Below are 25,592 nucleotides of genomic sequence, written 5' to 3' on the forward strand. Positions count from 1 at the left end.
GGGAGGCATGACGCAGGAACTCCCGGTTGCAGTGCTCGGCGCCTCGGGGCGCATGGGCTCCGAGGCGGTCGCCGCCATCCAGGCCGCGGAGGACCTCTCCCTCGTGGCGGCACTGGGCCGGGGGGATGACCTTGCCACCCTGGTCTCCGCCGGCGCCCGGGTGGTGCTCGACCTGACCGTGCCCGAGGCGACCTATGACAATGTCTGCTTCGCCGTCGAGCACGGCCTCCACGCCGTCGTCGGAACCACCGGCTGGACACCCGAGCGGCTCGACGGGCTGGGCGTTCTGCTCGGGCGCACCCCGTCCACCGGTGTGCTGATCGCCCCGAACTTCGCCCTGGGTTCGGTGCTGGCCACGGCGTTTGCCGCCTCGGCCGCCCGGTACTTCGAATCCGTCGAGATCATCGAACTCCACCACCCCGACAAGGTGGACGCCCCCTCGGGGACGGCCCTGCGCACCGCACAGCTCATCAGCGCGGCGCGCGGCGCGGCCGGGGTGCCCGCCGCCCCCGACGCGACCGCCGGCGGCCTCGCCGGGGCCCGGGGCGCGGACGCCGACGGCATCCCCGTCCACTCGGTGCGCCTGCGCGGGCTCACGGCCCACCAGGAGGTGCTGCTGGGCAGCCCGGGCGAGCAGCTGACCATCCGCCACGACTCCTTCGACCGCGCCTCCTTCATGCCCGGCGTCCTGCTCGGGCTCCGGAGCGTGGCCTCCCACCCCGGCCTCACGGTCGGCCTCGAGGGCTACCTCGACCTCGCCACGAACAAGGACCCCCATGCTTGAAACCTTCCGCCGCCACCGCGTCAAGATCGGGGTCGTCTTCGTCACCCTCCTGCTGGTGCTCTGGCTGGCCGTCACGTTCCAGCGCGGCGTCCTGCTGCTCGGCGACCCCGCACCGGTGGCCAAGGCCCTGGGTGCGGGCTACCTGTTCCTGCCGATCATCGGGGCCTGGGCACTGATCCGCGAACTGCTCTTCGGCGCCCAGACGGAGCGCATGGCCAAGGTCCTCGAGGCCGAGGGCGGACTGCCCGTTGACGACCTGCCGCGAACCCCGGCCGGACGGATCGTCCGAGACGCAGCCGACGAGCGCTTCCCGCAGTACCAGGCGGAGGTCGAGAACGACCCGGAGAACTGGCGCAGCTGGTTCCGGCTCTCCTGCGCCTACGATGCCGCCGGCGACCGCACCCGAGCCCGGAAGGCAATGCGCGACGCCGCCCGACTGTTCCACTGAGCCGGGCGGCCGGTCCGGGCCCGGCAGGGTCCAGGCAGTGGGTAGGCTCGACGGCGCACCAGCGCAGGGGGGCAGGCCGGGTGACACCTGCCCTGCGGCCCGCGGTGGGTCAGCGCCGGTCCGGACGCGACGCCGGGTGCCCGCCGCTCCGGGCGGCCTGCGCGGCTCCCGACGCGATCAGCTCGAGGGGGCCGCGGGCGTGGATCCGCTGGAACAGGATGCCGAGCGCCACCGCGCCCAGCGCCTGGAACCAGAACACCGGAGCGGGCTCAAGCACGGGCTCCTGCTGATCGACCCAGCTCATGACGCAGATGTGGAGCGAATACAGGGTCAGGGTCATCGCCCCCGGCGCCGAGAGCGGAAGAAGCAGCTGCCGGAAACGCCGGGTGATCAGCAGGCAGATCCCGGTCACCGCGGCGGCGGTCCCGGCCGTGTGCAGCAGGTCGAAGGGCGTCCCGGAATGCGGGGTGCTGACGGCCAGCCACCACCACGACCCGGTCGAGTTCAGGCCACCGATCCCCACCTGCAGCATCGCCTCGAGGGGGTAGCGCGCTCCCTCCGGTGTCTGAAGCAGCGCGTCGAGGCCGCCGGCGGGGCCGAGCAGGTAGCCGCTGGCCGCCTTCGCGGCAACGGCCGCCGCGGCGCCGCCGAGAATCAATGCGGCCTGGACGCCCAGCCGGGCGAGGTCGAGGCGTCCGATCACCAGGCCGATGAGCAGATAGCTCAGCCACTGCAGCGCCGGGTAGTACCCGGTGACAAAGACGTCCGCCAGCAGCGTCGCCGGCTCAAGGAAGTGCTCCCAGACCGGATTCCCGTCGAGCGAGGGCGGATCGAGCGTCCCCTCGATCCAGGGGCGCAGGAGGAAGGCCGCGACGGGGGAGAGCAGCAGCCAGCCCGCCGCCCAGGCCGCGAGGACCGGCAGCCGCAGGCCCAGGAAAGGAAGGGCCAGCAGGAACAGGATCCCGTAGTGGAAGAGAATGATGGCGATGTTCGTCTCGACGCCGCCGAGCACGAGCCCGACGGTGGCGATGATGACGGCGCGCACGGCGATCCCGCGGCGGTCCCCCGAGAGGACCCCTGACCGGTGCGGAGTGCTTCCGCCCGTCAGCAGTGCGAGCCCGATCCCTGCCACCACGGCGAACAGGGCCGACGCCCGCCCGGTGAAGAGCAGCGCGACCCACGACGGGTCGGCCGTCCCGGGGACGTACAGGGGAAAGATGTGGGTGCTCATCATTCCGAAAAGGGCAATGCCGCGGGCCGCGTCGAGACCGGTCAGACGCCGGAAGGCCGGGGAGGACACCATCCCTCGATCGTCTCACAGCGGCCCGCCGCGGCGGGTGTGCCACCCGCGGCGGCGGTGGCCCGGCCCTGCACCCTGCGGCCCGAGCAGGTAACGTTTTACCCATGGTTGAAACCCTCCCCTCAAACCCGTTCGGCACCCTGGTCACCGCAATGGTCACCCCTTTCACAGCCGACGGGGCGGTGGACCTCGACGGCGCCGCCGCCCTGGCGTCGCGGCTCGTCGACGACGGCTGCGACGGCCTCGTCGTCTCCGGCACCACAGGGGAGACCTCAACCCTTGAGGACTCGGAGAAGGAAGACCTGTTCCGGGTCGTCGCCCAGGCCGTCGGCGGCCGGGCGCGGGTGATCGCCGGAACCGGCACCAACCACACCTCGCACTCGGTGGAGATGGCGCACCGTGCCGTCCGTGCCGGCGCCGACGCGCAGCTGGTTGTTACCCCGTATTACAACAAGCCGACCCAGTCCGGGGTCCTCGCGCACTTCACCGCCGTCGCCGACGCGACGGACCTGCCCATCATGGTCTACGACATTCCGGGCCGCGCAGGCATCCCCATCGCCACCGAAACGATGATCCGGCTGGCCGACCACCCGGCAATCCTCGCACTTAAGGACGCCAAGGCCGACTTCGGCGAGGTGACGAGGGTGCTGGCCAACACCGACCTCGCCATCTACTCGGGCGACGACGGCCTCACCCTGCCCTGGATGGCGGCCGGCGCCGTCGGTGTCGTCAGCGTCACCGCGCACGTCGCCACCGCCCAGTTCCGCGCGCTCGTGGATGCGGCCGCGGCCGGGGACTTCGCCACCGCCCGGCGCCTTCACTTCGAGCTGGACCCGGTGATCCGCGCCGTGATGACCCACCTGCCCGGGGCGATCTCCGCCAAGCAGATCCTCCACCGCCAGGGCACCCTCGCGGGCACCGCCGTGCGACTGCCGCTTGTGGTTCCGACCTCGGCGGAGCTCGAGCCGGTGTTCGCGGACCTCGCCGAGGCCGGGTGGGACCTCCCGCCGGCCGCGCCCTCGCCGGCCGCCGGGGCGCGCGCGTGAGCCCCACCGCCCCGCTGGTCCCGGCGCCCCCGCTCGCCGCTGGAACCCTCCGCATCGTCGCGCTCGGAGGCCTTGGGGAAATCGGCCGCAACATGGCGGTGTTCGAGCTGAAGGGCAAGCTGCTCATCGTCGACTGCGGGGTGCTCTTCCCCGAGGAGCACCAGCCCGGCGTCGACCTGATCCTGCCTGACTTCTCCTACCTCGAGGGCCGGCTCGACGACGTCGTCGGCCTCGTCCTGACCCACGGCCACGAGGACCACATCGGGGCGGTGCCCTACCTGCTGCGGCTCAAGGAGGACATTCCGCTCATTGGTTCCCAGCTCACCCTGGCCCTGATCGAGGCAAAGCTGCAGGAACACCGCATCCGCCCCTACACCCTCACGGTGTCCGAGGGGCAGATCGAACAGTTCGGCCCCTTCGAGTGCGAGTTCGTTGCGGTAAACCACTCCATCCCGGACGCGCTGGCCGTGTTCATCCGCACCGAGGCCGGAAACGTGCTTCACACCGGCGACTTCAAGATGGACCAGCTTCCCCTGGACGGGCGCATCACCGACCTGCGCGCCTTCTCCAGGCTGGGGGAGGAAGGCGTCGACCTGTTCCTCGTCGACTCAACCAACGCCGACGTGCCCGGCTTCACCGCCGCCGAGCGGGAGATCGGGCCGGTCCTCGAGCGGCTGTTCGCCGACGTCCGCAAGCGCATCATCGTGGCCTCCTTCTCCTCCCACGTGCACCGGGTCCAGCAGGTCCTCGACGCCGCGCACGCCCACGGACGCCTCGTCTGCTTCGCCGGTCGCTCCATGGTGCGCAATATGGGCATCGCCGCCCGACTGGGCTACCTCCGGGTCCCCGAGGGCATCCTCGTCGACCTCAAGGACGTCGACAACCTGCCCGACGATCGGGTGGTGCTGATGTCCACCGGTTCCCAGGGCGAGCCCATGGCGGCCCTGTCCCGGATGGCCAACGGGGACCACCGCATCACGGTGGGCCCGGGCGACACGGTGATCCTTGCGTCCTCGCTCATCCCGGGCAACGAGAACGCGGTGTTCCGGGTCATCAACGGCCTGCTGAAGCTCGGCGCGGACGTCGTCCACAAGGGCAACGCCCGGGTCCACGTCTCAGGCCACGCGGCGGCGGGGGAGCTGCTCTACTGCTACAACATCCTGAAGCCGCGCAATGTGATGCCGGTCCACGGGGAGACCCGCCACCTCATCGCCAACGGCCGGCTCGCCGAGCTGACCGGGGTGCCGGCGGAGAACGTGATCCTCGCCGACAACGGCTCGGTCATCGACCTCAGCGGTGGAAAGGCCCGGACGGTCGGTGCCGTGGAGTGCGGCTTCGTGTATGTCGACGGATCGAGTGTCGGCGAGATTACCGACGCCGACCTCAAGGACCGCCGCATCCTCGGCGAGGAGGGGTTCATCTCCATCGTGGCCGTCGTGAACCGCACCACCGGCAAGATCGTCTCCGGTCCGGACATCCACGCCCGCGGCTTCGCCGAGGACGACTCGGTGTTCGACGAGATCACCGGCAAGCTCAACGCCGCCCTCGAAGAGGCGGTGCGCAGCAATACCGACCACACCACCTACCAGCTCCAGCAGGTGGTGCGCCGGGTCATCGGCACGTGGGTGAACCGCCGGTACCGCCGCCGCCCGATGATCATCCCGGTGGTCCTGGAGGCCTGACCCGGCGCCCGGTCCCGCTCCGCGGCCGGAGCGGCGGGGGTCCCTGCCTGCCCCGGAAACCGCGTATATTCCGGTGAACGCGGGCCCCGTCCGGTACCGTAGCAGTATGGCGACTCGTACTTCCCCTGCCCCGCGGGGCCCCCAGCGATCGCGCGGCAAGGCCGCGCCCGCTGGACGCTCAACGTCGGGCCGGGGTTCCTCCAGCGCCAGGACGCAGACCACCAAGGCCATCGCGGTGCCGGCCGATGACCGGCCGCCGCTTCCCGTCCGCGCCGTGCGCGGGGCCTGGCTGGGCGTCGCCCGGATGGCCGGGGCGGGAGTCCGCAAGTTCGGCCACGAGGTCCACCCTGAACGCGAACTGCGCCGGGACGGCACCGGATTCTTCCTGCTGCTGCTGGCCGTGGCCGTCGCCGCCGTCGAATGGTGGGCACTCAAGGGCCCGGTCGCGGACGTCGTCCACGCCGTCGCCGGCGGGACCTTCGGCTGGATGGCGCTGCTGATCCCCTTCCTGCTCGGCATCGGCGCCGTTCGCCTCTTCCGCTACCCCGAGGCGCACCGGGCCAACAACCGGATCGCCATCGGTCTGCTGATCCTCCTGTTCGCCGGTTCCGGCATCTCCCACCTCGTCGGCGGACAGCCGGGCCTCTCCGCGGGCCTGCCCCTGCTGTGGCGCGCCGGGGGAGTGGCCGGCTTCCTGGTGGCCGGTCCGCTCAGCTCCGTGCTCACCCCGTGGCCAGTCGGGGTGCTGCTCGGCTTCGTCGTCTTCGTGAGCCTGTTGATCATCACCGCCACCCCCTTCCGTCACATCCCCGACCGGCTCCGGAGCCTGTACGAGCACCTGATGGGCCAGGACCTGATCGACACCGCCGACCGCGACAGCCACGACCAGAGCTACCTCTACGAGGCGCACGGCTCGACCGCCGTGAAGCCAAAATCCAAGCGCAAGGAACGCCAGGCCAGGAACCGCGGCGACGAGCCGGCCGAGGATCCGTCCTCCGACGGGTTCGTCGGCGACGAGGCGTTCGAACGCGCCCTGATCGAGGACGAGGAACGCAAGGCCCGCGAGGCCGAGCGGCAGATCCCCGCCGGCGTGCGCCGTCCCACCCAGCAGGAACTCGCGACCGAAAAGATCAAGCGCGCCCAAGGCCTGGGGGACGAGCCGGCGGGCGGGCCCGCCACCGAGGCGATCGACGTCGTGCCGGCCGCCAAGGCCCTCATCGTCCCCTCCACCCCTGTCCAGCCGCAGACCCCGCCCTCGCCGATCCCGCAGCGGACCGAGCAGCTCCAGCTGGCCGGAGACGTCGCCTATACCCTGCCGCCCTCGGACTACCTCCCGGCGGGCACCCCGCCCAAGGAGCGCTCCGAGGCCAACGACGCCGTCGTCGCCGCCCTGACGCACACCCTCGAGCAGTTCAACGTCGATGCGAAGGTCACCGGCTTCTCCCGCGGCCCGACGGTGACGCGCTACGAGATCGAACTCGCCTCCGGCACCAAGGTGGAGCGGGTCACCGCCCTGTCAAAGAACATCTCCTATGCCGTCGCCAGCTCGGACGTGCGCATCCTCTCGCCGATCCCCGGCAAATCGGCGATCGGCATCGAGATCCCGAACACCGACCGCGAGACCGTCTCCCTCGGGGACGTGCTGCGCTCGGGCAACGCCCGCAAGACCGAACACCCCATGGTGATGGGCGTGGGCAAGGACGTCGAGGGCGGCTTCGTCGTCGCGAACCTCGCCAAGATGCCCCACCTGCTCGTGGCCGGCGCCACCGGCGCGGGCAAGTCCTCCTTCGTGAACTCCATGATCACCTCGATCCTGATGCGGGCCACCCCCGATGAGGTGCGCATGGTCATGGTCGACCCCAAGCGCGTCGAGCTGACCGCCTACGAGGGCGTTCCGCACCTGATCACGCCGATCATCACCAACCCCAAGAAGGCCGCCGAAGCCCTGCAGTGGGTGGTCCGCGAGATGGACACCCGCTACGACGACCTCGCCAACTACGGGTTCAAGCACATCGACGACTTCAATAAGGCCGTCCGCAACGGCAAGGTCGTACCGCCCGAGGGCTCCAAGCGCGTGGTGCGCCCCTACCCGTACCTGCTCGTGATCGTGGACGAGCTCGCGGACCTGATGATGGTCGCCCCGCGCGACGTCGAAGACTCGATCGTGCGCATCACCCAGCTGGCCCGCGCCGCGGGCATCCACCTGGTCCTCGCCACCCAGCGGCCCTCGGTCGACGTCGTCACGGGCCTGATCAAGGCGAACGTGCCCTCGAGGATGGCGTTCGCGACCTCCTCGGTCACCGACTCCCGCGTGGTGCTCGACCAGCCCGGCGCGGAGAAGCTGATCGGCCAGGGTGACGCCCTGTTCCTGCCGATGGGCGCCTCCAAGCCGATGCGCGTCCAGGGTGCCTGGGTGACGGAGTCCGAAATCCACCGCGTGGTCGAGCACGTCAAGGGCCAGCTGGGGGCGGTGTACCGCGAGGACGTCGCTGTCGAGGCGCCCAAGAAGCAGATCGACGACGACATCGGAGACGACCTCGAGGTGCTGCTGCAGGCCACCGAGCTGGTGGTGACGACCCAGTTCGGCTCGACGTCGATGCTCCAGCGCAAGCTGCGGGTCGGCTTCGCCAAGGCCGGCCGGCTGATGGACCTGCTCGAGTCCCGCGGCGTCGTGGGCCCCTCGGAGGGCTCAAAGGCCCGCGACGTGCTCGTCAAACCGGACGACCTCGCCCCGGTGCTCGCCGCCATGCGCGGCGATGAAGGCGCCGCCGTGCCGCAGGCGCCCGCTGCCGCGCCGGCCGCGGCCCCCGTCGACCTCGTGGCCGACGACCTCGCAGCGCGCTCCCAGGCGGTCGAATGGAACGACGGAAATGACAACGCCGATGACGACGGCGAGGACGCCTGGAGCCTTACGGGAAGGTAGCCTTATCGCGTGATGAACACCCCAGCCAAAGAAGTGCCCGTTCTGAATATCGCGAACGTCCTCACCGTCGTGCGGATCGTGCTCGTCCCCTTCTTCGTCTGGTTCCTCGCCGCCGACGAAAGCACGGGCGGGTTGTTCCGCTGGCTTGCAGTGATCACCTTCGCCGTGGCGATCTACACGGACAAGCTCGACGGCGACCTCGCGCGCAGCCGCGGGCTGATCACCGACTTCGGGAAGATCGCCGACCCGATCGCCGACAAGCTGCTGATCGGCTCGGCGCTGATCATGCTCTCGATCCTCGGCGAGCTCTGGTGGTGGGTCACCATCGTGATCCTCGCCCGCGAGGTGGGCATCACCCTCCTGCGTTTCGCCGTGATCCGCTATGGGGTCATGCCGGCCTCTCGCGGGGGCAAGCTGAAGACTGTCGTCCAGACAGTGGCCATCCTCGTCTTCCTCCTCCCGTTCGCCAGCACCCCCGGCGCGTGGGGCTGGTGGATCGCGGCGGCCTTCATGGCGGCGGCCCTGGTGATCACCGTGGTGACCGGTCTCGACTACATCCGGCAGGCCGCCCAGCTGCGTGCCAAGGCCCGCTCCAACGGACAGAAGTGAACGCTGCCGACGTCGTCGCGGCCGCCCTGGCCGCGCACGTCACCGTCGGGACCGCCGAATCCCTGACCGCAGGGCAGGTATCAGCGGCGCTGGCCGATGTTCCGGGAGCGTCGGGAACGCTGCGCGGCGGGATTGTCGCTTATGCCAACGAAGTCAAGCGGGACGTGCTCGGAGTCGACGCGGCGCTCCTCGACTCGGCGGGCTCGGTGGATCCCGACGTCGCCGCCCAGATGGCCGAAGGGGCCCGCCGGGTGCTCGGGGTGAATGCCGCCGTCTCCACCACCGGAGTGGCAGGGCCCGCCCCGCACGACGGCCAGCCGGTGGGCACCGTTTTCATCGCCGTGGCCACCGCGGGCGGGACCGAGGTGCGCCGGTTCGGGTTCCCCGGCGGACGGGAGTCGGTGCGTGCTGCGTCCTGCGGAGCCGCCCTGGAACTGCTCGGCGCGGCCATCCTAAGGGAACAAATGTGAAGACACACTAGTTATCTATACAGCGAGCCGTTGATAAGGTTGACGACTCAGGCCCAAGAAGATCGGGCCGGACCGACTATGCATTCTCCGCTTCCCGGCGGGTCCGCATTTATGAGGGAGCAAGGCGATACAGATGGTAAGACAACCCGTATCCGTAAACGGAGTGGTCCGTTGGCGTGATGTGGGGTTGGCAGATGACGCACAACGCAAGCCAAAGGAGCGCAAAATGGTCGTACTACGCCATGAGATCGGAGACGTCCTCCGGGACGTGCGCCAGCGCCAGGGCCGTACGCTGCGTGAAGTCTCCCACAGTGCAAGGGTTTCCCTGGGTTACCTGAGCGAAGTGGAGCGCGGCCAGAAGGAAGCGTCATCTGAACTCCTCTCATCAATCTGCAGCGCGCTGGACGTACCACTGTCCACGATGCTGCGGGAGGTCAGCGACCGGCTCGCGGAGGCGGAGGGTGTCTCAGTACCGGACACCGTTCCGCAGGAATTCTCCCGCGAGTTCGAGAACAACATCCCCGACGATCTCACCGAAAACTTCAGCAGGGGCCTGGCGGCAACGAACCGCTAGGCAGCAGCGACCCACAAGGACCCGCCCACCGGCGGGTCCTGCTGCTTTTAAGGCGCGGCGTCAACCCGGGGCGGTGCGGCCGTTGTCTTGAGGCCTTCCAGTCCCGCCGAGCGGCCTACCAGTTGTCCTTGGCGTAGGTGGCGTTGAGCTGGGCGATCAGGTGACCAAGCTGCTCGAGGTCGGAGACGTCCCAGTCGGCCATCAGCTCGTGGAAGGCCTGCTTGCGGGCGGTCTGGGCGTTCACCAGCTGCTGAGTGCCCGCCGGCGTCAGCGAAATGGCCTGGGCGCGGCCGTCAAGCGGATCGGCCTCCTTTTGCACGAGACCGAGCTGTTCGAGCATGGCGATCTGCCGGCTCACCGACGGTTTGCCCACTCCAACGCTTGCGGCAATGTCGGTGAGCCGCATCGAGCCCTCCTGCTGAAGGATGACGAGGAGACCGTAGGCGGCAGGTTCCATCTCCGGGTGCACCCTGCGGGCCACCTTGTAGGAGTTGGACCGGGCGCGCCTCCAGAGCATACTGAGTTGCTGCTCAAGCGCCACGATGGCGGAATCCACGGCGGCGTCGGTTGTGCTGGGGTCAGGGGTCATACCGCTTATTCTATGGTTCGCGGTCCCTCCAGCCGCCCCGCTGCGGGTAACGGATCGGCAACCTCCCGGTCCCGGCGCCGCCGGAAAATCGAATGCGCCCCCCTGTGCGGTTGGGGCATCCTGTAGGAACAGCAACGACAAAGGATAGAAAATGCGGCTCAGCGACTTTTGGCGGCTGATGGACGACGAGTTCGGGGCCCACTACTCACGGAGCCTCGCGGGCGATCTCGTGATCGGTGAACTGGGGGACCGGACCGCCCTCGACGCGCTGCGGGCGGGGATCGACCCCCGGCGGGTGTGGGAGGCGGTCTGCGCGGTGCAGGACGTGCCTCGCGAGCGGTGGCTGGGGCGCGACCTGAAGCCCCGGGCCCGCAGCCGGGCCGAATAGGACACGCCGTTCATCGACCCAATTCATTCGAATATCTGTTCGGATCGAGATATGCTTGGAGGACGGGTCCTGCCGGTTTTTTCACATACCGGGCGGCCTCCCAAGACTGTCAGAGCCGGCCGGTAGGGTCGGAACGAACATGCAAACGGCCCGCGGGGTTTCGCAAGCCCAGGGCACAATCAACCGAGGTGAACAATGGCTGCACCAGCCGATCGTGAGAAGGCCCTCCAGGCTGCCCTCGCGCAGATTGACAAGCAGTACGGCAAGGGCTCCGTTATGCGGCTTGGCGATGAGATTCGAGCACCCATCGAGACGATCTCCACGAGTTCGATCGCCCTTGACGCCGCGCTCGGCATCGGCGGCCTGCCCCGCGGCCGCGTCGTCGAGATCTACGGACCCGAGTCCTCGGGTAAGACCACGGTGGCCCTCCACGCGGTGGCCAGCGCCCAGCGCAACGGCGGCATCGCGGCCTTCATCGACGCCGAGCATGCCCTCGACCCGGAGTACGCGAAGAAGCTTGGGGTCGACACCGACGCACTCCTGGTGTCCCAGCCCGACACCGGTGAGCAGGCACTCGAGATCATGGACATGCTCATCGGATCCGGCTCCATCGACATTGTGGTGATCGACTCCGTGGCAGCGCTTGTTCCCCGCGCGGAAATCGAAGGCGAGATGGGCGACAGCCATGTGGGCCTGCAGGCCCGGCTCATGAGCCAGGCCCTCCGCAAGATCACCGGCCGCCTGAGCCAGACCAAGACCACCGCCATCTTCATCAACCAGCTCCGCGAAAAGATCGGTGTCTTCTTCGGCAGCCCCGAAACCACGACCGGTGGCAAGGCGCTGAAGTTCTACGCCTCCGTGCGCATCGACGTCCGCCGGATCGAGACCCTCAAAGAGGGCGTGAACCCGGTCGGCAACCGCACCCGGGCCAAGATCGTGAAGAACAAGATGGCCCCGCCCTTCAAGCAGGCCGAGTTCGACATTCTCTACGGACACGGCATCTCCCGAGAGGGTGGTCTGATCGATGTGGGCGTCGAGAACGGACTGGTCAAGAAGTCCGGCGCCTGGTTCACCTATGACGGCGACCAGCTGGGCCAAGGCAAGGAAAACGCCCGCAAGTTCCTCATCGACAATCCCGACCTCGCCGACGAGCTTGAGCAGAAGATCCGGGTCAAGCTTGGCATCGGTGTGCAGCCCGAAGAGAACGAGGGCGGCCCCAAGCTGAAGGCTGTCGGAGGAGAGTAAGAACCGTGGCAGGAGCCGGATCCTGGGGGCGGCGGGCCGGCGGCCCGCCGCCCCCAGGGGATTCCGAAAGCACACGGGCCGATACCGGGGAGGTCCGCCGGACACCTGACGGACCATCGGCCGAACACCAGATGACCGAATACGAGTTGTTCGGGGCAAGCGCTGGCAGCGGCCTCTCCGCCGGACCGCCGGCCGAATACGAGATGTTCGGCGCAAACGCTGCCGGCGGCATGACCTTCGGCGAAGAGTCCGCGGCCGACGGGTCCTCCTGGAGGAAGCCGGCCAGCCGTGGGTCCTTCGGGAAAAAGTCTGCCAGCGGCGGGTCGTTCGGCCGGAAGCGGGCCGGGGGTGGACCATCCGGGGAAAACATTGCGGGTGGGGGCTTCGGTCAAAAACCAGCTGGCGGCGGATCGTTTGGGAAAAAGCCGGCCGGCGGCGGGTCCCTCGGGAAAAAATCCGGCAGCGGGGGATCCTTCGGGGGGCAGACGCCCAAGTCACGCAGCCGGCGGAAAACCGAGCGCGCGCTCAACGATTCAGCATTCGGCCCCGTCTTCGGACGCTCGGCGGATCTCCCTCCCGAACAGGATCCCGATGAGGCCGCCCCGGCCCTGTGGAGCCCTTCCGGGTTCCCCGATGACGCGCCGCACAGCGGGGCGGGCACCGCCGACGGCTCCAGTGGGCGTTCACGGCGTCGCGGCCGCGGGGAAGCAACGCCGGAGGACCCAGCGGATCAGGCGCAGCCGTCCGACCCCCTCGCCCTCGGCCGCTCCATCGTGCTTCGCCAGCTCGCGATGGCGCCGAGAAGCCGGCACCAGCTGGCCGTGAAGCTCGCCGAGCGGGGCGTGCCAGAGGAAGCCGCCACGGCGGTCCTGAACCGCTTCGAAGAGGTCCAGCTCATCGACGACGCGGAGTTCGCCCGGATGTGGGTCCGCAGCCGCTCCGCCACCCGCTCGTTGGCCCGCTCCGCCCTGAAACGGGAACTGGCCGAAAAAGGCATCAACCCGGCCCTTGCCGAGGACGCCCTCGCCCAGGTGAGCGACGACGACGAACGGAACGCCGCACGTGAACTGATCCACCGGAAGATGCGGCAGGGCGTTGACCTCGCGGACCGCTCCGCGCGGGACAAGGAGGTCCGCAGGCTCGTCTCAATGCTCGCCCGGAAGGGCTACGCGCCGGGCCTGGCCTTCGCACTCGTCAAGGACGCCCTCGACGCGCAGGACACCGCCTCCGAATGACGCGGCGAGGGCGTTCTCGCGTGCCTCTCCTGCTGGAGTGACTACCGCCGTCGGGCGCGCGATTGTGGGCCGGTGGCGGGGCGGTCGTACCCTTAAGCCGTGAGTATTACAGTCCCCGCACCTTCCTCCGCCGACCCGTCGACTACCCCGGCGGGGGCGGCTTCCGTCGGCCCGCAGCGCACCTACGAGGTGCGCACCTTCGGATGCCAGATGAACGTCCACGACTCGGAGCGGATCTCGGGCCTCCTCGAGGGGGCAGGACTCACCCCGGCCATCGGCGGGCAGGCCGACGTCGTCGTCTTCAACACCTGCGCCGTCCGTGAGAATGCCGACAACAAGCTCTACGGAAACCTCGGCATGCTCGCCCCGGTCAAGGAGGCCAACCCGGGAATGCAGATCGCCGTCGGCGGCTGCCTGGCGCAGAAGGACCGCGAGACCATCCTCCGCAGGGCGCCCTGGGTCGACGCCGTCTTCGGCACCCACAACATCGGGGCGCTGCCGGCCCTGCTTGAACGCGCCCGGCACAACGACGAGGCCCAGCTCGAGATCCTCGAATCCCTCGACGTCTTCCCCTCGACCCTGCCCACCAAGCGGGACTCGGTGTACGCCGGATGGGTCTCCATCTCGGTCGGGTGCAACAACACCTGCACGTTCTGCATCGTGCCGTCCCTCCGCGGCAAGGAGCGCGACCGCCGGCCCGGAGAGATCCTCGCCGAAATCGAGGCCCTCGTGGCCGACGGCGCCATCGAAGTGACCCTGCTCGGCCAGAATGTGAACTCCTACGGGGTCGAATTCGGCGACCGGGGCGCCTTCGCGAAACTGCTCCGGGCCTGCGGCAGCATCGAAGGGCTTGAGCGGGTCCGTTTCACCAGCCCGCACCCGGCGGCGTTCACCGATGACGTCATCGACGCCATGGCCGAAACCCCCAATGTCATGCCGCAGCTCCACATGCCGCTGCAGTCCGGCTCCGACCGCATCCTCAAGGCGATGCGCCGCTCGTACCGGTCGGCGAAGTTCCTGGGCATCCTTGACCGCGTGCGCGAGCGGATGCCTTCCGCAGCAATCTCCACCGACATCATCGTCGGCTTCCCCGGCGAAACCGAGGAGGACTTCCAGGCCACCCTCGACGTCGTCGAGAAGTCCCGGTTCGCGACGGCCTTCACGTTCCAGTACTCGCGGCGCCCGGGCACCCCGGCAGCGGACCTCCCGGACCAGCTGCCCAAACACGTCGTGCAGGAACGCTTCGAACGCCTCACCGCCCTGCAGGACCGCATCGCCGAAGAGGAAAACGCCCGCCAGGTGGGCCGGTCCGTCGAGGTGATGGTGACGGCGAACCAGGGCCGGAAGGCCGGAGAGACCCACCGCCTGACCGGGCGCGCCCAGGACCAGCGGCTGGTGCACTTCAGCGTCCCCGCCGGCGCCGAGGTGCCCCGCCCCGGCGACCTGGTGACTGTGCCGGTGACCCACGCCGCGCCCTTCCACCTGCTGTCCGACCCCACCGCCGCCGAATACTCGGTGCGGCGCTCCCGTGCCGGGGACGCCTGGGACCGCAGCCAGGCCGACTCGTGCGGGGCGCCGGTCCCCGGTGGCGGGCCCGGCACTGCCGGTGCGGGGGTGTCCCTGGGCATGCCGTCGCTGCCCCCGCGACGCTCCGCCCCTTGATACCGCCCTTCGCGGGCACCGGGCCCGTAAGCGGACCCGGTGGAGCAGAACCCGGCACCGGAGGTCCCGCCGGGCCCGCCAGTGGAGCCGGGGTAGGGCAGGCCGTTCCACGCGCGCAGGCGCCCGGGCTGGAACAGGCTACCGGGGTGCCTTCAGGGGACGCCCGGCCGCCCATCGTCGCGGTCGTCGGTCCCACCGGCACGGGCAAGTCCGACCTCGCGATCGCCCTCGCCGTTGAACTCGGCGGTGAGGTCATTAACGCCGACGCGCTCCAGTTCTACCGCGGCATGGACATCGGGACGGCCAAGGTGCCGTTCGAGGAACGGCGCGGCGTTGCGCACCACCTCCTCGACATCCTCGACATCCGCGAGGAGGCGAGCGTCGCCGCCTATCAGGCCGAGGCCCGGCGGGCCATCGACGCCGTCCGGGCCCGCGGCAGCGTCCCCGTGCTCGTCGGCGGGTCGGGACTCTACGTCCGCGCCGTCCTTGACCGGCTCGAATTCCCTGGTACCGATCCGGCCGTCCGGGAACGCATCGAGGCCGAACTCGCCGCCGGAGGGTCCGCCGCGCTCCGCGTCCGGCTCGCCGCGGTGGATCCGGTGTCGGCGGCCCGGATCGCCGATGACCGCCGGCTGATCCGGGCACTGGAGGTGGCCGAGCTCACCGGACGCCCGTTCAGCTCCTTCATGCCCGACCGGCAGTACTACGCGCCGGCGGTCCAGATCGGGCTGGCGGTCGACCCGCACGAACTCCAGGTCCGGCTCGCGGAGCGGGTGCACACGATGGTCCGGAGCGGCCTGCAGGAGGAGGTCCGGGCCCTCGACGCCCGGGGCCTCCGGGAGGGACGCACCGCCTCGCGGGCCCTGGGGTACTCCCAGTTCCTTTCGGTCCTTGACGGGACCCTCAGCGAAGCTGCCGCCATCGAGGACACCATCACCGCGACCCGGAAGTTCGCCAAGCGCCAGCGCACCTGGTTCCGGGGCGACCCCCGGGTGCAGTGGCTGCCCTGGCGGGCTCCGGACCTGATCCAGCGGGCCCTCCTCCTCGCCCGCGGCGCCGGGACACTATCCTAGAAGGGTGAGCACCGCACCCGCCCGGCAGGCCCCGACCGTATCGCCCCTTACCGGTGTGCCGTTCACCAAGGGCCATGGAACGGGCAACGACTTTCTCCTCCTCCTCGACCCCGAGGCGGCACTCGACCTCAGCGCCGACGCCGTCGCCGCGGCGTGCGACCGCCACCGTGGGGTCGGAGCCGACGGGCTGATCCGCGCCGTGCGCTCCGGGCAGCTTCCCGAGGGGCGTGAGCTGCTCGGCGGGAATCCGGAGGCCGAGTGGTTCATGGACTACCGCAACGCCGACGGATCCGTCTCCGAGATGTGCGGCAACGGTGTTCGGGTCTTCGTCCACTTCCTGGTCAGCAAGGGCCTGGTGAGCCTCGATCACGGGGCCGCGGTGTCCGTGGCGACGAGGGCCGGCATCAAGGTGGTCTCGCGGTCGGCCGACGGGTACTCGGTGGATATGGGCCCCTGGGAGTTCATCCATCCCGGTGAGGCTGCCGCCAGGGCTGTGGATTCGACGGTTGAGGCGGCGGGCCTCGGCGTCCCGAGGCCGGGCCTTTCGGTGAGCATGGGCAACCCGCACACGGTCGTCGCCCTTGCGGGGCTCGACGAGCTCGCCGCGCCACCGCTGATCGAGGCCCCGAAGGTCGAGCCGGTACCTCCGCACGGAACGAACGTCGAATTCGTCGTTCCCGCCGAGCCGCTCGTGGAGGACGGCGTCGGCAGGCTCACGATGAGGGTCCACGAACGCGGGGTGGGCGAGACCTTCTCCTGCGGCACCGGGGCGTGCGCCGCCGCCGTCGCCACCCGCTACTGGGCCGGGCCTGAGTCGCCCTCCCACTGGGCAGTCAGCGTCCCCGGCGGCGTGCTGGGGGTCGTCTTCCATATCGGCGCCGATGGACGCGAGCACGTCGACCTCAGCGGGCCCGCGGTGCTCGTGGCCGAGGGGACCCTGCTCGGGTCCTGAACGGGCTCTTTCCGCAACAGACGGGGTCCGCGGTCTCCGGAACGCCCGCGCTGGTCAAGGCTCCGCCGGCTCGGGCGCCACGGCCCCGCCCGGCGGGCGCCGTCAGTCCGCCGGACGGGTGATGGAAAGAATGCGAAAGGACTTCGCGGTGTCTGCCCGGCGCACGGTGAAGCCGGGGGGAAGGGCTTCGGCGAGCCAGCGCTGCAGGGAATCGGCGCCCAGGTTTTTCTGCACCACGAGCCAGGCCTCCCCGCCGGGAGCAAGCCGCGGCAGCCAGCGCAGCAGGAGCGCGTGGAGCTCCCCCTTGCCGATCCGGATGGGGGGATTCGACCAGATGGTGTCGAATTCGAGCGACGGGTCGACGTCGTCCGGCGTGCCAACAGAAACATTCGCCAGGCCGAGTCGGGCCGCATTGTCCCGGGTCAGGGCGATGCACCGCTCATTGACATCCACGGCGTACACCTGAGCGTCCGGGGCCTTCAGCGCAAGGGTCAGGGCCAACGGACCCCACCCGCTGCCGACGTCGAGCAGGCGCGTGCCCCGCGGCTCGGGGACGGAGCCGAGAAGGATGGCGGTGCCCTTGTCGATTCCGTCGGGGCTGAACAGGCCCGATGATGTCACGAGGTCGCGCCGCTCGCCATTGAGGACAACCGACAGCGGCCGCCGGATGCCCGGGCCGGCGGGCTGGGGGCTGAAGTAGTGCTGGGATTCCATAAGCGTCAAGCCTAGTGCCCCGCCGGGCCGTCCACCGGGCGTGGGCCTGCCGGAGCCCGGTCCCCCGGAAGCAGCCGGCCGGCCGGGGGCAAGTCCCGTTGCGCGGAGAGTGAATTCGCTGTGCTGGCGGTTTTCGTGCTACTAGCATTGAAGGACGCAATGACAAAGGAGAACATGACCACGAACCACGAAGGATCGACCGGAGCCGAGATGGGACCCGCGGAGATCCAGGCTGTCATCGACCGGATTCTCGCCCACGACGAGGCGGTCGAGTCCAAATCTTCGGCGGCAGCCAAGCCCCCGGCCGGCGACGGCCCGACCGGCGGCGCCCCGGCGACGTGGCGCTCACGCGCACAGGCCCTCTCCGCCTCCGCACAGGAGCACTCGGAGTTCGACGGAGACCAGGAGGACCTTGCCGAGCGGCACGCCCTGCGCCGCGTGGCAGGTCTCTCGACCGAACTTGAAGACGTCACCGAGGTCGAATACCGGCAGTTGCGCCTCGAGCGCGTTGTCCTCGCCGGCCTGTGGAGCGACGGCACGGCGCAGGACGCCGAGAACTCGCTCCAGGAGCTCGCCGCCCTCGCTGAGACAGCCGGCTCGGAGGTGCTCGACGGCATGGTCCAGCGGCGCCTGAAGCCGGACCCTGCCACCTTCCTCGGCTCCGGCAAGGCCCAGGAGCTCAAGGCCGTGGTGGCGGCCCTCGGGGCCGACACCGTCATCGTCGACAGCGAGCTTTCCCCCTCCCAGCGCAGGGGCCTCGAGGACATCGTTAAGGTCAAGGTCATCGACCGGACCGCCCTGATCCTCGACATCTTCGCCCAGCATGCCCAGTCCCGCGAGGGCAAGGCCCAGGTGGAACTCGCCCAGCTCGAATACCTCCTGCCGCGGCTTCGTGGCTGGGGTGAATCGATGTCCCGGCAGGCCGGTGGCCAGGTCGGCAGCGCCGGCGCCGGAATGGGCTCCCGTGGTCCGGGTGAGACGAAGATCGAACTCGACCGCCGGAAGATCCGCACCCGCATGGCGAAGCTGCGCCGCGAGATCGCCGGCATGAAGCCGGCACGGGAGACCAAGCGCTCGAACCGGCGCCGCAACCAGGTGCCGTCGGTGGCCATCGCCGGCTACACCAATGCCGGGAAGTCATCGCTGCTGAACCGGCTCACCGACGCCGGTGTGCTGGTGGAGAACGCCCTGTTCGCCACCCTCGATCCGACGGTGCGCCGCGCCGAGACAACCGACGGCCTCGGGTACACCCTGGTGGACACCGTCGGCTTCGTCCGGTCGCTGCCCACCCAGCTCGTCGAGGCCTTCCGGTCAACCCTCGAGGAGGTGGCGGACGCCGACCTGATCCTGCACGTCGTGGACGCCTCCCACCCCGACCCCGAAGGGCAGATCGCCGCCGTGCGCACGGTCCTCGCCGAGGTCGACGCCCGGAAGATCCCCGAGATCATCGTGCTGAACAAGGCCGACGCCGCCGACCCGTTCGTCCTCGAACGCCTCCGGCAGCGGGAGCCGCGCCACGTCGTCGTGTCGGCCCGCACCGGCCAGGGCATCGATGAACTGCGCATGCAGATCAGCACTTCCATTCCGAGGCCCGGGGTGCGGATGTCCCTGCTCGTTCCCTACGACCACGGGGAGATCACCAGCCGGCTTCACGAGGAGGACGCGGAGATCCTCTCCCTGGACCACGCCGAAGAGGGAACCGTGCTCGAGGTGATGGTGAGGGAGGGCCTCGCGGCGGAACTTGAACCGTACCTGAGGCATGAGTAAAGGGCCCGAGCCCGACGCGCTGAACCTGCTGGATGCCGCCGTTGCGGCGATGGGCGGTGAAAGCCGCGCCGGTCAGCATGAGATGACGCGCCGGGTGAGCGAGGCCATCGACACCGGGGAGCACCTTCTCGTCCAGGCCGGTACCGGAACGGGAAAGTCGCTGGCCTACCTGCTGCCGCTGATCGCCCATGCCATGGAGAGCGGGAAGCCTTCTGTCGTGTCAACGGCGACCCTGGCCCTGCAGGCGCAGATCGTGGGCCGTGACCTGCCCCGGCTGCTGTCGGCGGTTCAGCCGCACCTTCCCCGGCCCGTCGACGTCGCCCTCCTCAAGGGGCGGTCGAACTACGTGTGCCTGCACAAGACGGCGGGGGGATTCCCGGAGGAGGACGCCCCCGACGCCCTGTTCAGTCTCGGCGAGGACGCCGTCCAGCACCCCGGCGCGGCACCGGCCGCGCCGGGCAGCGCGCTCGGCCGGGAGGTGGTGCGCCTCCGCGAATGGGCCGAAGACACCGAGACCGGTGACCGCGACGAACTGCTGCCGGGCGTCAGCGACCGCGCCTGGCGCCAGGTGTCGGTCAGCAGCCTCGAGTGCCTCGGCGCCCAGCGGTGCCCGGTGGCCAAGGAGTGCTTCAGCGAGCGTGCCCGCGAGGCCGCCGCGACCGCCGACATCGTCATCACGAACCACGCGATGCTCGCCATCAGCGCCTTCGAGGGCCTCGCCGTGCTCCCGGACTACGACGTCGTCGTCATTGACGAGGCCCACGAACTCCACGACCGGGTCACCGGAGCCGTCTCGGGCCAGCTCTCGGCGGCGATGGTCTCCGCGGCGGCAACCGCGGTGCGCCGCCACGCCTCGTTGCGCACCGACGCACTCGACTCCGCGGGCAAGGCCCTCGAGGAGGCCTGCGCGCTCCTGCCGTCGGGACTGATACCCGGACGGCTCCCCGAGGAGCTCGAATCCGCCCTGGAACAGGTGCGCGATGCCTCGCGTACCGCCCTGTCGGACACCAAGACCGACGGCAAGGCCGACGGCCCGGGGGACGCCGACGGCGGACGGCAGCAGGCGCGCGGACGGCTCGGCCTGGTCTTCGAGGTAGCCGAGCGGCTCCTCGCCGCCGGTGAGGCCGGCGAGGTGGTCTGGGCCTCCCGGCCCAGCACCTTCACCCCGGGTGCCGGCTACTCCATGGCCGACGAGAGCGCTCCGGCCATCCTGAACGTGGCACCGCTGTCCGTCGCGGGGCGCCTCCGCGAAGGATTGTTCGAAGATCACACGGTCGTCCTGACCTCGGCGACCCTTGCGATCGGCGCCGAGTTCGGCCCCGTCGCCGGTTCCCTCGGGCTGACCGGAGCGGGCGCGCCATCCTGGGCCGGGGTCGACGTCGGAAGTCCCTTCGACTACCCGCGCCAGGGGGTGCTGTATGTGGCCAAGGACCTCCCCAAGCCGGAACGGGGAACCTCCGAGGCGCAGCTGGCCGAGCTGGAGGCACTGCTGAAGGCCTCCCGCGGCGGAGCGCTCGGACTGTTTTCCTCGCGCCGGGCGGCGGAGGAAGCAGCCGAGGCGCTGCGGCCGCTCGTCGACTTCGAGATCCTGTGCCAGGGGGAGGCGTCGCTTCCCTCGCTCGTGCAGCAGTTCGCCGAGGAACCGGACACCTGCCTGTTCGGGACGATGTCCCTGTGGCAGGGAGTCGATGTGCCGGGGCAGTCATGCCGGCTCGTGGTGATCGACCGCATTCCCTTTCCCCGCCCCGACGATCCGCTGATGACTGCCCGCACCCGGGCGGTGGCGCGCGCCGGCGGGAACGGGTTCATGAGTGTGTCCGCCACGCACGCGGCCGTGCGGCTCGCCCAGGGGGCAGGGCGGCTGATCCGGGCCTCCGGCGACCGCGGTGTCGTCGCGGTCCTCGACTCGCGCCTTGCCACTGCGCGCTACGGGTCGTTCCTGCGCGCAGCCCTGCCGCCGTTCTGGCACACGACCGATCGAACGACAGTGCTGGGCATCCTCGAGCGGGTCGCCGCAGGGTAGGGCCCCGACGGAGGCACAAGGGGAGGCACAGAGGGGGAGGTACGGAGAAACCACCGGCTAGGCGGCTGCCCGGACCGCCCGGTTCCGGCCCTGCGACTTCGCGGCGTAGAGCGCGGCGTCGGCCGCGGCGATGACCGCCTCCAGCCCGCGGCCCGCTTCTCCGGCGTCGGCGATTCCGTAGCTGACGGTGGGCAGCGGGAATCCCTGCGCCGTCGGTGTTCCCTGCAGCGCACGGCTGATCTCCGCGCTGACCGCCTCGGCGCGCTCCCCATCGGCGCCGGTGAGCAGGATGATGAACTCCTCCCCGCCGTAGCGTCCCACGAGGTCGGTGGAGCGCACCGACCGCGCACACGCCTCGGCGAACGCCTGCAGCGCCGTGTCGCCCGCTGCATGGCCATAGGTGTCGTTGACCTGCTTGAAGCGGTCGAGGTCCGCAAGGATGAGCGCCCCCGGGATCCCGGCGGCGCTGAGGCGCTTCAGTTCTCGGTCCGCCCGGTCAAGGAAGGCTGAACGGTTGAGCAGCCCGGTCAGTCCGTCCCGTGCTGCCTTGTGCCGCAGGTCCCGGGTGACCTGGTCGTTGCTCAGGGCGGCCATGGTGAAGGAGACCACGACGAGGAGGGTCAGGGTGATCAGGGTGGTCACCGCCGACCCGAAGTAGGTGGTGAAGACGAACCCGTCGACTCCGTCAACGACAAACGCGATGCCGCGGCCAAGGTAGAAGAGCGAGAGGAACCCCGAGGCGACGGCGAGCGGCACCTGGGTGCGCACCCGGTGGGGCACGGGCCGCCACACCTCGCGGGCGGCGAGGCCGAACAGCAGGGACATCATCGCCAGGAACACCGGTCCGCCGGACCAGGCGTTGACTGCGGGGTTGTCCGCGGCCGAGGCGAGAGCCGTGAGCAGGGGCGGGGCGGCGAGCTGCGCCACCCGCGGTCGCCCGCGGTGGAGCGAACGGGCCGCCGCCCAGACGGCCGCGGCGCCGGCCACGAGCAGGGTGTTCCCCAGCGGGTTGGCCCAGACCTGGTGGGAGGTGCCGTCGAGGAGGAAGGCCGCGGACCCGGCAAGGAACAGGCCGATCGCCGCGCACCACCAGGCACTGTAGGCCGACCGGGTGCGGCGGAAGGTCACAAGATAGAACAGCACGAGCTGGATGAGCGCGACAACGCCGAAGGCGACCCTCAGGGTAGAGGTATCAAGCGGCATCCGGCGGACCTTCCCTTCCGTGCGACATGCCGCCAGTATTGCACCGGGCGCCGACTATTGCGGCCGAGCCCCGCCTCCGGCGCGGCCGGCACGACCGGTCACCAGATCCACAACCGACGCGGTCGGCCCGGCGGCACGACGCCCACGACCGATATAGCGGGCCCGCCGACACCGCCAACCCTGGCGGCGGACCGGGAGCCTACAGGGCGCGCATCACCGAGACCACCTTGCCCATGATGCTCGCATGGTCGCCCAGAATCGGTTCGTACCGGGTGTTCTGCGGAAGCAGCCAGGTGTGCCCGTCGCGCTGGCGGAAGGTCTTGACGGTGGCTTCGTCGTCGAGGAGCGCGGCGACGATCTCACCGTTCTGCGCGCTCTGCTGGCGCCGGACCACCACCCAGTCGCCGTCGCAGATGGCGGCGTCGATCATCGAGTCACCTGTTACCCGGAGCATGAACAGTTCGCCGTGGCCGACGAGCTGCCGCGGCAGGGGCATGACGTCCTCGACGACCTGGTCGGCCAGGATCGGACCACCTGCGGCAATCCGTCCGACCATTGGCACCATTGCGGTGTCCACAGCGCCGGAAAAGTCGGAGGCAGGGCCTGTCCCTGACCGGCCCTGCTCGGGTGCCGGGGCGTCCGCCAGGGTCAGCGGCAGCAGGATCTCCATGGCCCGCGGCCGCTTCGGGTCCCTGCGGATATATCCAAGCCGCTCCAGCTGGGACAGCTGGTGCGTGACACTCGAGAGGCTCGCGAGCCCCACCGTGTCCCCAATCTCGCGCATCGACGGGGGGTACCCGTTGGCGCCGATTGACCGTTGGATCGTCTCGAGGATCTTCATCTGCCGGGTGGTCAGACCCTTGGGGACGCTCCGGCCCCTTGGACGTCCGCGCATCGGCGTGCCGGTGGGAACTCCTGCGGCTGCCTCTCCTACCGGGACGGTCGGAACCGCCCGAGCCTCTTCCGCTGCCCGCTCTGCCACTGGTTTGTCCCTTCGCTGCGCCGCCACCTGCGCCGGACCCGTCGGCGGATCGTTTTGTCGGTGGCAGATGGTGTTGTCAGGTTGTCGCCGTCCGGTAGCGAAACCCCGGAGCCCGCGTCTTCCTCTGAACCCAACGGTAGGCGAGCGCGGAGGTGTTTTCAAACATATGTTCGAGCGAGTCTCGACAAAGATCGATAACAGATGCTAAGAATAAGCAGGGCGAAATAGAAGACATGTTCGAATTCAATGTTCGAACGGGTTGAACTTATTCGAAACTCCAGAAGAGGTACACGTCATGACCGCAACGCCAGGCTCGCTCAGTGCCACCGCAGGTTCCGCAATGGCGGGTGGTTTCCGGTCCCTTGGCCACACGGGCGACCGTCTTCCCAGTCAGCGGGATGCGGATCTGCCCCCACTGCGGCTGACGCGCCGCGGCCGGGTGCTGCTGGTCGGAGTGCCGCTGGTGCTGCTGGTGGCCGTCCTGGTGTTCCTTGCCGCCTCCACGACGGCGCCGGCCCGGGCCGGCAGCGACGCGGGCCAGCCGACCCAAACCATGGACGTCAATGTGGCACCGGGGGAGACCCTCTGGTCCCTGGCGGGCGAATTCGCCCCCGAGCGGGATCCGCGCGATGTGGTCTCGGAGATCGTCGAGCTCAATGGGCTGGGGTCATCGACGGTGCAGGCGGGCCAGGTCGTTGCGATTCCCGTCTCCCGGTAGCCTTCGCCCGCCTGTGGCGCCCGGTCGTCCCGCCTCAATTCCTCGCCCGGGCGGACTGTCGCTTAAGCTCGATGGGTGAGGAACCGCATTGAGTCCCTGTCCCGCCTTCCGCTGCGTGAGAACCTTGTGGGGCTATCTCCCTACGGTGCACCGCAGATTGACGTACCGATCCTGCTCAACGTCAATGAGAACACCCATGGGGTGCCCGCCGAGGTTCACCGGGCCATCGTGGACGCGGTGCAGGCAGCAGCCCTGGGCCTGAACCGTTATCCCGACCGCGAATTCACCGAACTGCGCGCAAACCTGGCCCGCTATCTCGGCGGGGGAGTCACCGCCGAGCACGTCTGGGCCGCCAACGGCTCCAACGAGGTGCTCCAGCAGATCCTGCAGGCCTTCGGGGGCCCGGGGCGCACCGCGATCGGCTTCCCACCCACCTATTCCATGTATCCGCTGCTGGCCAGCGCCACGGACACCCGCTATGTCACCGCCCCGCGGGACCCCTCGTTCCAGCTCGAGGCCGGCTATGTCGCCCGGGAGGTCGCCTCCTCGGGGGCCAACATCGTCTTCCTCTGCTCGCCGAACAATCCGACGGGGACGGCGCTGGGGCTCGACGTCGTTGAGGCCGCGTACGAGGCCGGCGCGGCGGCGCGAGCCATCATCATTGTCGACGAGGCCTACGCGGAGTTCTCCCACGCCGGAACACCCAGCGCAATCACCCTGCTTCCGGGCCGGGAGCGGCTCATCGTCTCGCGCACCATGAGCAAGGCCTTCGCGCTGGCCGGGGCCCGCCTGGGGTACCTCGCGGCGGCACCGGAGGTCGCCGACGCGCTCCGCCTGGTCCGCCTGCCGTACCACCTTTCGGCCATCACCCAGGCCGCCGCCAACGCCGCCCTGACCCACTCCGCGACCCTCCTGGCAAACGTCGAGGCGATCAAGGTCCAGCGCGACCGCATTGTCTCCGAGCTCACGGCGCTGGGCCTGAGCCCGGCCCCTTCCGATGCCAATTTCGTCCTGTTCGGCGGGCTGACGGACCCGCAGCGGGTCTGGCGGGGCCTGCTCGAGGCCGGGGTGCTGATCCGCGACGTCGGAATTCCCGGCCATCTGCGCGTGACGGCCGGTACCGAGAGCGAAACCACAGTGTTCCTTGAGTCACTGAAGCGCCTCCTTTGACCGGCGTCTCCTAGACTGGAGGGGAACGTGCGACG

The 25,592-nt window shown here is 69.8% G+C and carries 23 protein-coding genes; 18 read left to right on the top strand and 5 right to left on the bottom strand.

All coding sequences use genetic code 11. The features are described from left to right. The first annotated feature begins 7 nt into the window (after positions 1-7). Entirely contained in the window at positions 8-784 is a 777-nt protein-coding gene (gene dapB, locus GVV77_RS02510) for a 4-hydroxy-tetrahydrodipicolinate reductase (protein ID WP_159616013.1), read from the top strand. Continuing rightward, positions 777-1,232 carry a tetratricopeptide repeat protein gene (locus tag GVV77_RS02515; protein ID WP_159616015.1) on the top strand — a complete coding sequence of 152 codons (456 nt, stop codon included), beginning with the start codon at positions 777-779 and terminating at the stop codon, positions 1,230-1,232. The genes dapB and GVV77_RS02515 overlap by 8 nt, the downstream gene beginning before the upstream one ends. A gap of 109 nt (positions 1,233-1,341) precedes the next feature. Here GVV77_RS02515 and GVV77_RS02520 read toward each other — a convergent pair whose 3' ends face one another. Next, positions 1,342-2,535: a heparan-alpha-glucosaminide N-acetyltransferase domain-containing protein gene (locus GVV77_RS02520; protein WP_159616017.1), complete on the bottom strand. Its 1,194-nt coding sequence runs from the start codon at positions 2,533-2,535 to the stop codon at positions 1,342-1,344. Between the two features lie 101 nt (positions 2,536-2,636). On the opposite strand from GVV77_RS02520, the gene dapA reads away from it, so the two are divergent. The 6 genes from dapA to GVV77_RS02550 all read left to right on the top strand — a co-directional run bounded on the left by dapA (position 2,637) and on the right by GVV77_RS02550 (position 9,836). Then, positions 2,637-3,578 carry a 4-hydroxy-tetrahydrodipicolinate synthase gene (dapA, locus tag GVV77_RS02525; RefSeq protein ID WP_159616019.1) on the top strand — a complete coding sequence of 314 codons (942 nt, stop codon included), beginning with the start codon at positions 2,637-2,639 and terminating at the stop codon, positions 3,576-3,578. Next, positions 3,575-5,260 (top strand): ribonuclease J, encoded by a 1,686-nt coding sequence (locus GVV77_RS02530; RefSeq protein ID WP_159616021.1) that lies wholly within the window; start codon positions 3,575-3,577, stop codon positions 5,258-5,260. The genes dapA and GVV77_RS02530 overlap by 4 nt, the downstream gene beginning before the upstream one ends. A gap of 106 nt (positions 5,261-5,366) precedes the next feature. Then, complete coding sequence (locus GVV77_RS02535; RefSeq protein ID WP_159616023.1) at positions 5,367-8,183, top strand: FtsK/SpoIIIE family DNA translocase; 2,817 nt, start codon at positions 5,367-5,369, stop codon at positions 8,181-8,183. Between the two features lie 12 nt (positions 8,184-8,195). Further along, positions 8,196-8,792, top strand: coding sequence for a CDP-diacylglycerol--glycerol-3-phosphate 3-phosphatidyltransferase (gene pgsA, locus GVV77_RS02540; RefSeq protein ID WP_159616201.1), 597 nt, complete (start codon positions 8,196-8,198; stop codon positions 8,790-8,792). Beyond that, complete coding sequence (locus tag GVV77_RS02545; RefSeq protein ID WP_159616025.1) at positions 8,789-9,262, top strand: CinA family protein; 474 nt, start codon at positions 8,789-8,791, stop codon at positions 9,260-9,262. The genes pgsA and GVV77_RS02545 overlap by 4 nt, the downstream gene beginning before the upstream one ends. A 133-nt stretch (positions 9,263-9,395) precedes the next feature. Next, complete coding sequence (locus tag GVV77_RS02550; RefSeq protein WP_159616027.1) at positions 9,396-9,836, top strand: helix-turn-helix domain-containing protein; 441 nt, start codon at positions 9,396-9,398, stop codon at positions 9,834-9,836. Between the two features lie 115 nt (positions 9,837-9,951). Here GVV77_RS02550 and GVV77_RS02555 read toward each other — a convergent pair whose 3' ends face one another. After that, entirely contained in the window at positions 9,952-10,425 is a 474-nt protein-coding gene (locus GVV77_RS02555) for a MarR family winged helix-turn-helix transcriptional regulator (RefSeq protein ID WP_120166577.1), read from the bottom strand. Positions 10,426-10,576: 151 nt separating this feature from the next. Between GVV77_RS02555 and GVV77_RS02560 the strand changes: the two genes are divergently transcribed. The 6 genes from GVV77_RS02560 (at position 10,577) to dapF (ending at position 16,980) form a co-directional block, all read left to right on the top strand. Continuing rightward, entirely contained in the window at positions 10,577-10,813 is a 237-nt protein-coding gene (locus GVV77_RS02560; RefSeq protein WP_159616029.1) for a DUF3046 domain-containing protein, read from the top strand. 195 nt (positions 10,814-11,008) lie between these two features. After that, positions 11,009-12,058: a recombinase RecA gene (gene recA / locus GVV77_RS02565; RefSeq protein WP_120166573.1), complete on the top strand. Its 1,050-nt coding sequence runs from the start codon at positions 11,009-11,011 to the stop codon at positions 12,056-12,058. A gap of 5 nt (positions 12,059-12,063) precedes the next feature. Next, entirely contained in the window at positions 12,064-13,293 is a 1,230-nt protein-coding gene (locus tag GVV77_RS18260; protein ID WP_246199578.1) for a regulatory protein RecX, read from the top strand. A 99-nt stretch (positions 13,294-13,392) separates the two neighbouring features. Then, on the top strand, positions 13,393-14,955 hold the full coding sequence (gene miaB / locus GVV77_RS02575; RefSeq protein ID WP_159616031.1) for a tRNA (N6-isopentenyl adenosine(37)-C2)-methylthiotransferase MiaB: 1,563 nt from the start codon (positions 13,393-13,395) through the stop codon (positions 14,953-14,955). Between the two features lie 146 nt (positions 14,956-15,101). Then, positions 15,102-16,028, top strand: coding sequence for a tRNA (adenosine(37)-N6)-dimethylallyltransferase MiaA (gene miaA, locus GVV77_RS02580; protein ID WP_159616033.1), 927 nt, complete (start codon positions 15,102-15,104; stop codon positions 16,026-16,028). A gap of 4 nt (positions 16,029-16,032) precedes the next feature. Continuing rightward, entirely contained in the window at positions 16,033-16,980 is a 948-nt protein-coding gene (dapF, locus tag GVV77_RS02585) for a diaminopimelate epimerase (protein ID WP_159616035.1), read from the top strand. A 102-nt stretch (positions 16,981-17,082) separates the two neighbouring features. Here the strand turns inward: dapF and GVV77_RS02590 are convergent, their stop codons facing one another. Then, positions 17,083-17,694 carry a class I SAM-dependent methyltransferase gene (locus GVV77_RS02590; protein WP_159616037.1) on the bottom strand — a complete coding sequence of 204 codons (612 nt, stop codon included), beginning with the start codon at positions 17,692-17,694 and terminating at the stop codon, positions 17,083-17,085. Positions 17,695-17,853: 159 nt separating this feature from the next. On the opposite strand from GVV77_RS02590, the gene hflX reads away from it, so the two are divergent. Both hflX and GVV77_RS02600 read left to right on the top strand, forming a co-directional pair. After that, positions 17,854-19,461, top strand: a complete 1,608-nt coding sequence (gene hflX, locus GVV77_RS02595; protein ID WP_425483329.1) for a GTPase HflX — start codon at positions 17,854-17,856, stop codon at positions 19,459-19,461. Continuing rightward, complete coding sequence (locus GVV77_RS02600; protein WP_159616039.1) at positions 19,454-21,484, top strand: ATP-dependent DNA helicase; 2,031 nt, start codon at positions 19,454-19,456, stop codon at positions 21,482-21,484. Before hflX ends, GVV77_RS02600 begins: the two co-directional genes overlap by 8 nt. A 57-nt stretch (positions 21,485-21,541) precedes the next feature. Here the strand turns inward: GVV77_RS02600 and GVV77_RS02605 are convergent, their stop codons facing one another. Both GVV77_RS02605 and lexA read right to left on the bottom strand, forming a co-directional pair. Further along, positions 21,542-22,687: a GGDEF domain-containing protein gene (locus GVV77_RS02605; protein WP_159616041.1), complete on the bottom strand. Its 1,146-nt coding sequence runs from the start codon at positions 22,685-22,687 to the stop codon at positions 21,542-21,544. A gap of 199 nt (positions 22,688-22,886) precedes the next feature. After that, a complete protein-coding gene (gene lexA, locus GVV77_RS02610) occupies positions 22,887-23,582 on the bottom strand; it encodes a transcriptional repressor LexA (protein ID WP_159616207.1) in 696 nt (231 codons plus the stop codon). Positions 23,583-23,964: 382 nt separating this feature from the next. Here lexA and GVV77_RS02615 point away from each other — a divergent pair, with 382 nt between their 5' ends. Both GVV77_RS02615 and GVV77_RS02620 read left to right on the top strand, forming a co-directional pair. Then, complete coding sequence (locus tag GVV77_RS02615) at positions 23,965-24,387, top strand: LysM peptidoglycan-binding domain-containing protein (protein WP_246199579.1); 423 nt, start codon at positions 23,965-23,967, stop codon at positions 24,385-24,387. Between the two features lie 75 nt (positions 24,388-24,462). Next, positions 24,463-25,557 carry a histidinol-phosphate transaminase gene (locus GVV77_RS02620; protein WP_159616043.1) on the top strand — a complete coding sequence of 365 codons (1,095 nt, stop codon included), beginning with the start codon at positions 24,463-24,465 and terminating at the stop codon, positions 25,555-25,557. The last annotated feature ends 35 nt before the right edge of the window (positions 25,558-25,592 follow it).

Origin of the sequence: Arthrobacter zhaoguopingii, from assembly GCF_009828605.1 — a bacterium.
GTDB classification, from domain to species: Bacteria; Actinomycetota; Actinomycetes; order Actinomycetales; family Micrococcaceae; genus Arthrobacter_D; species Arthrobacter_D zhaoguopingii.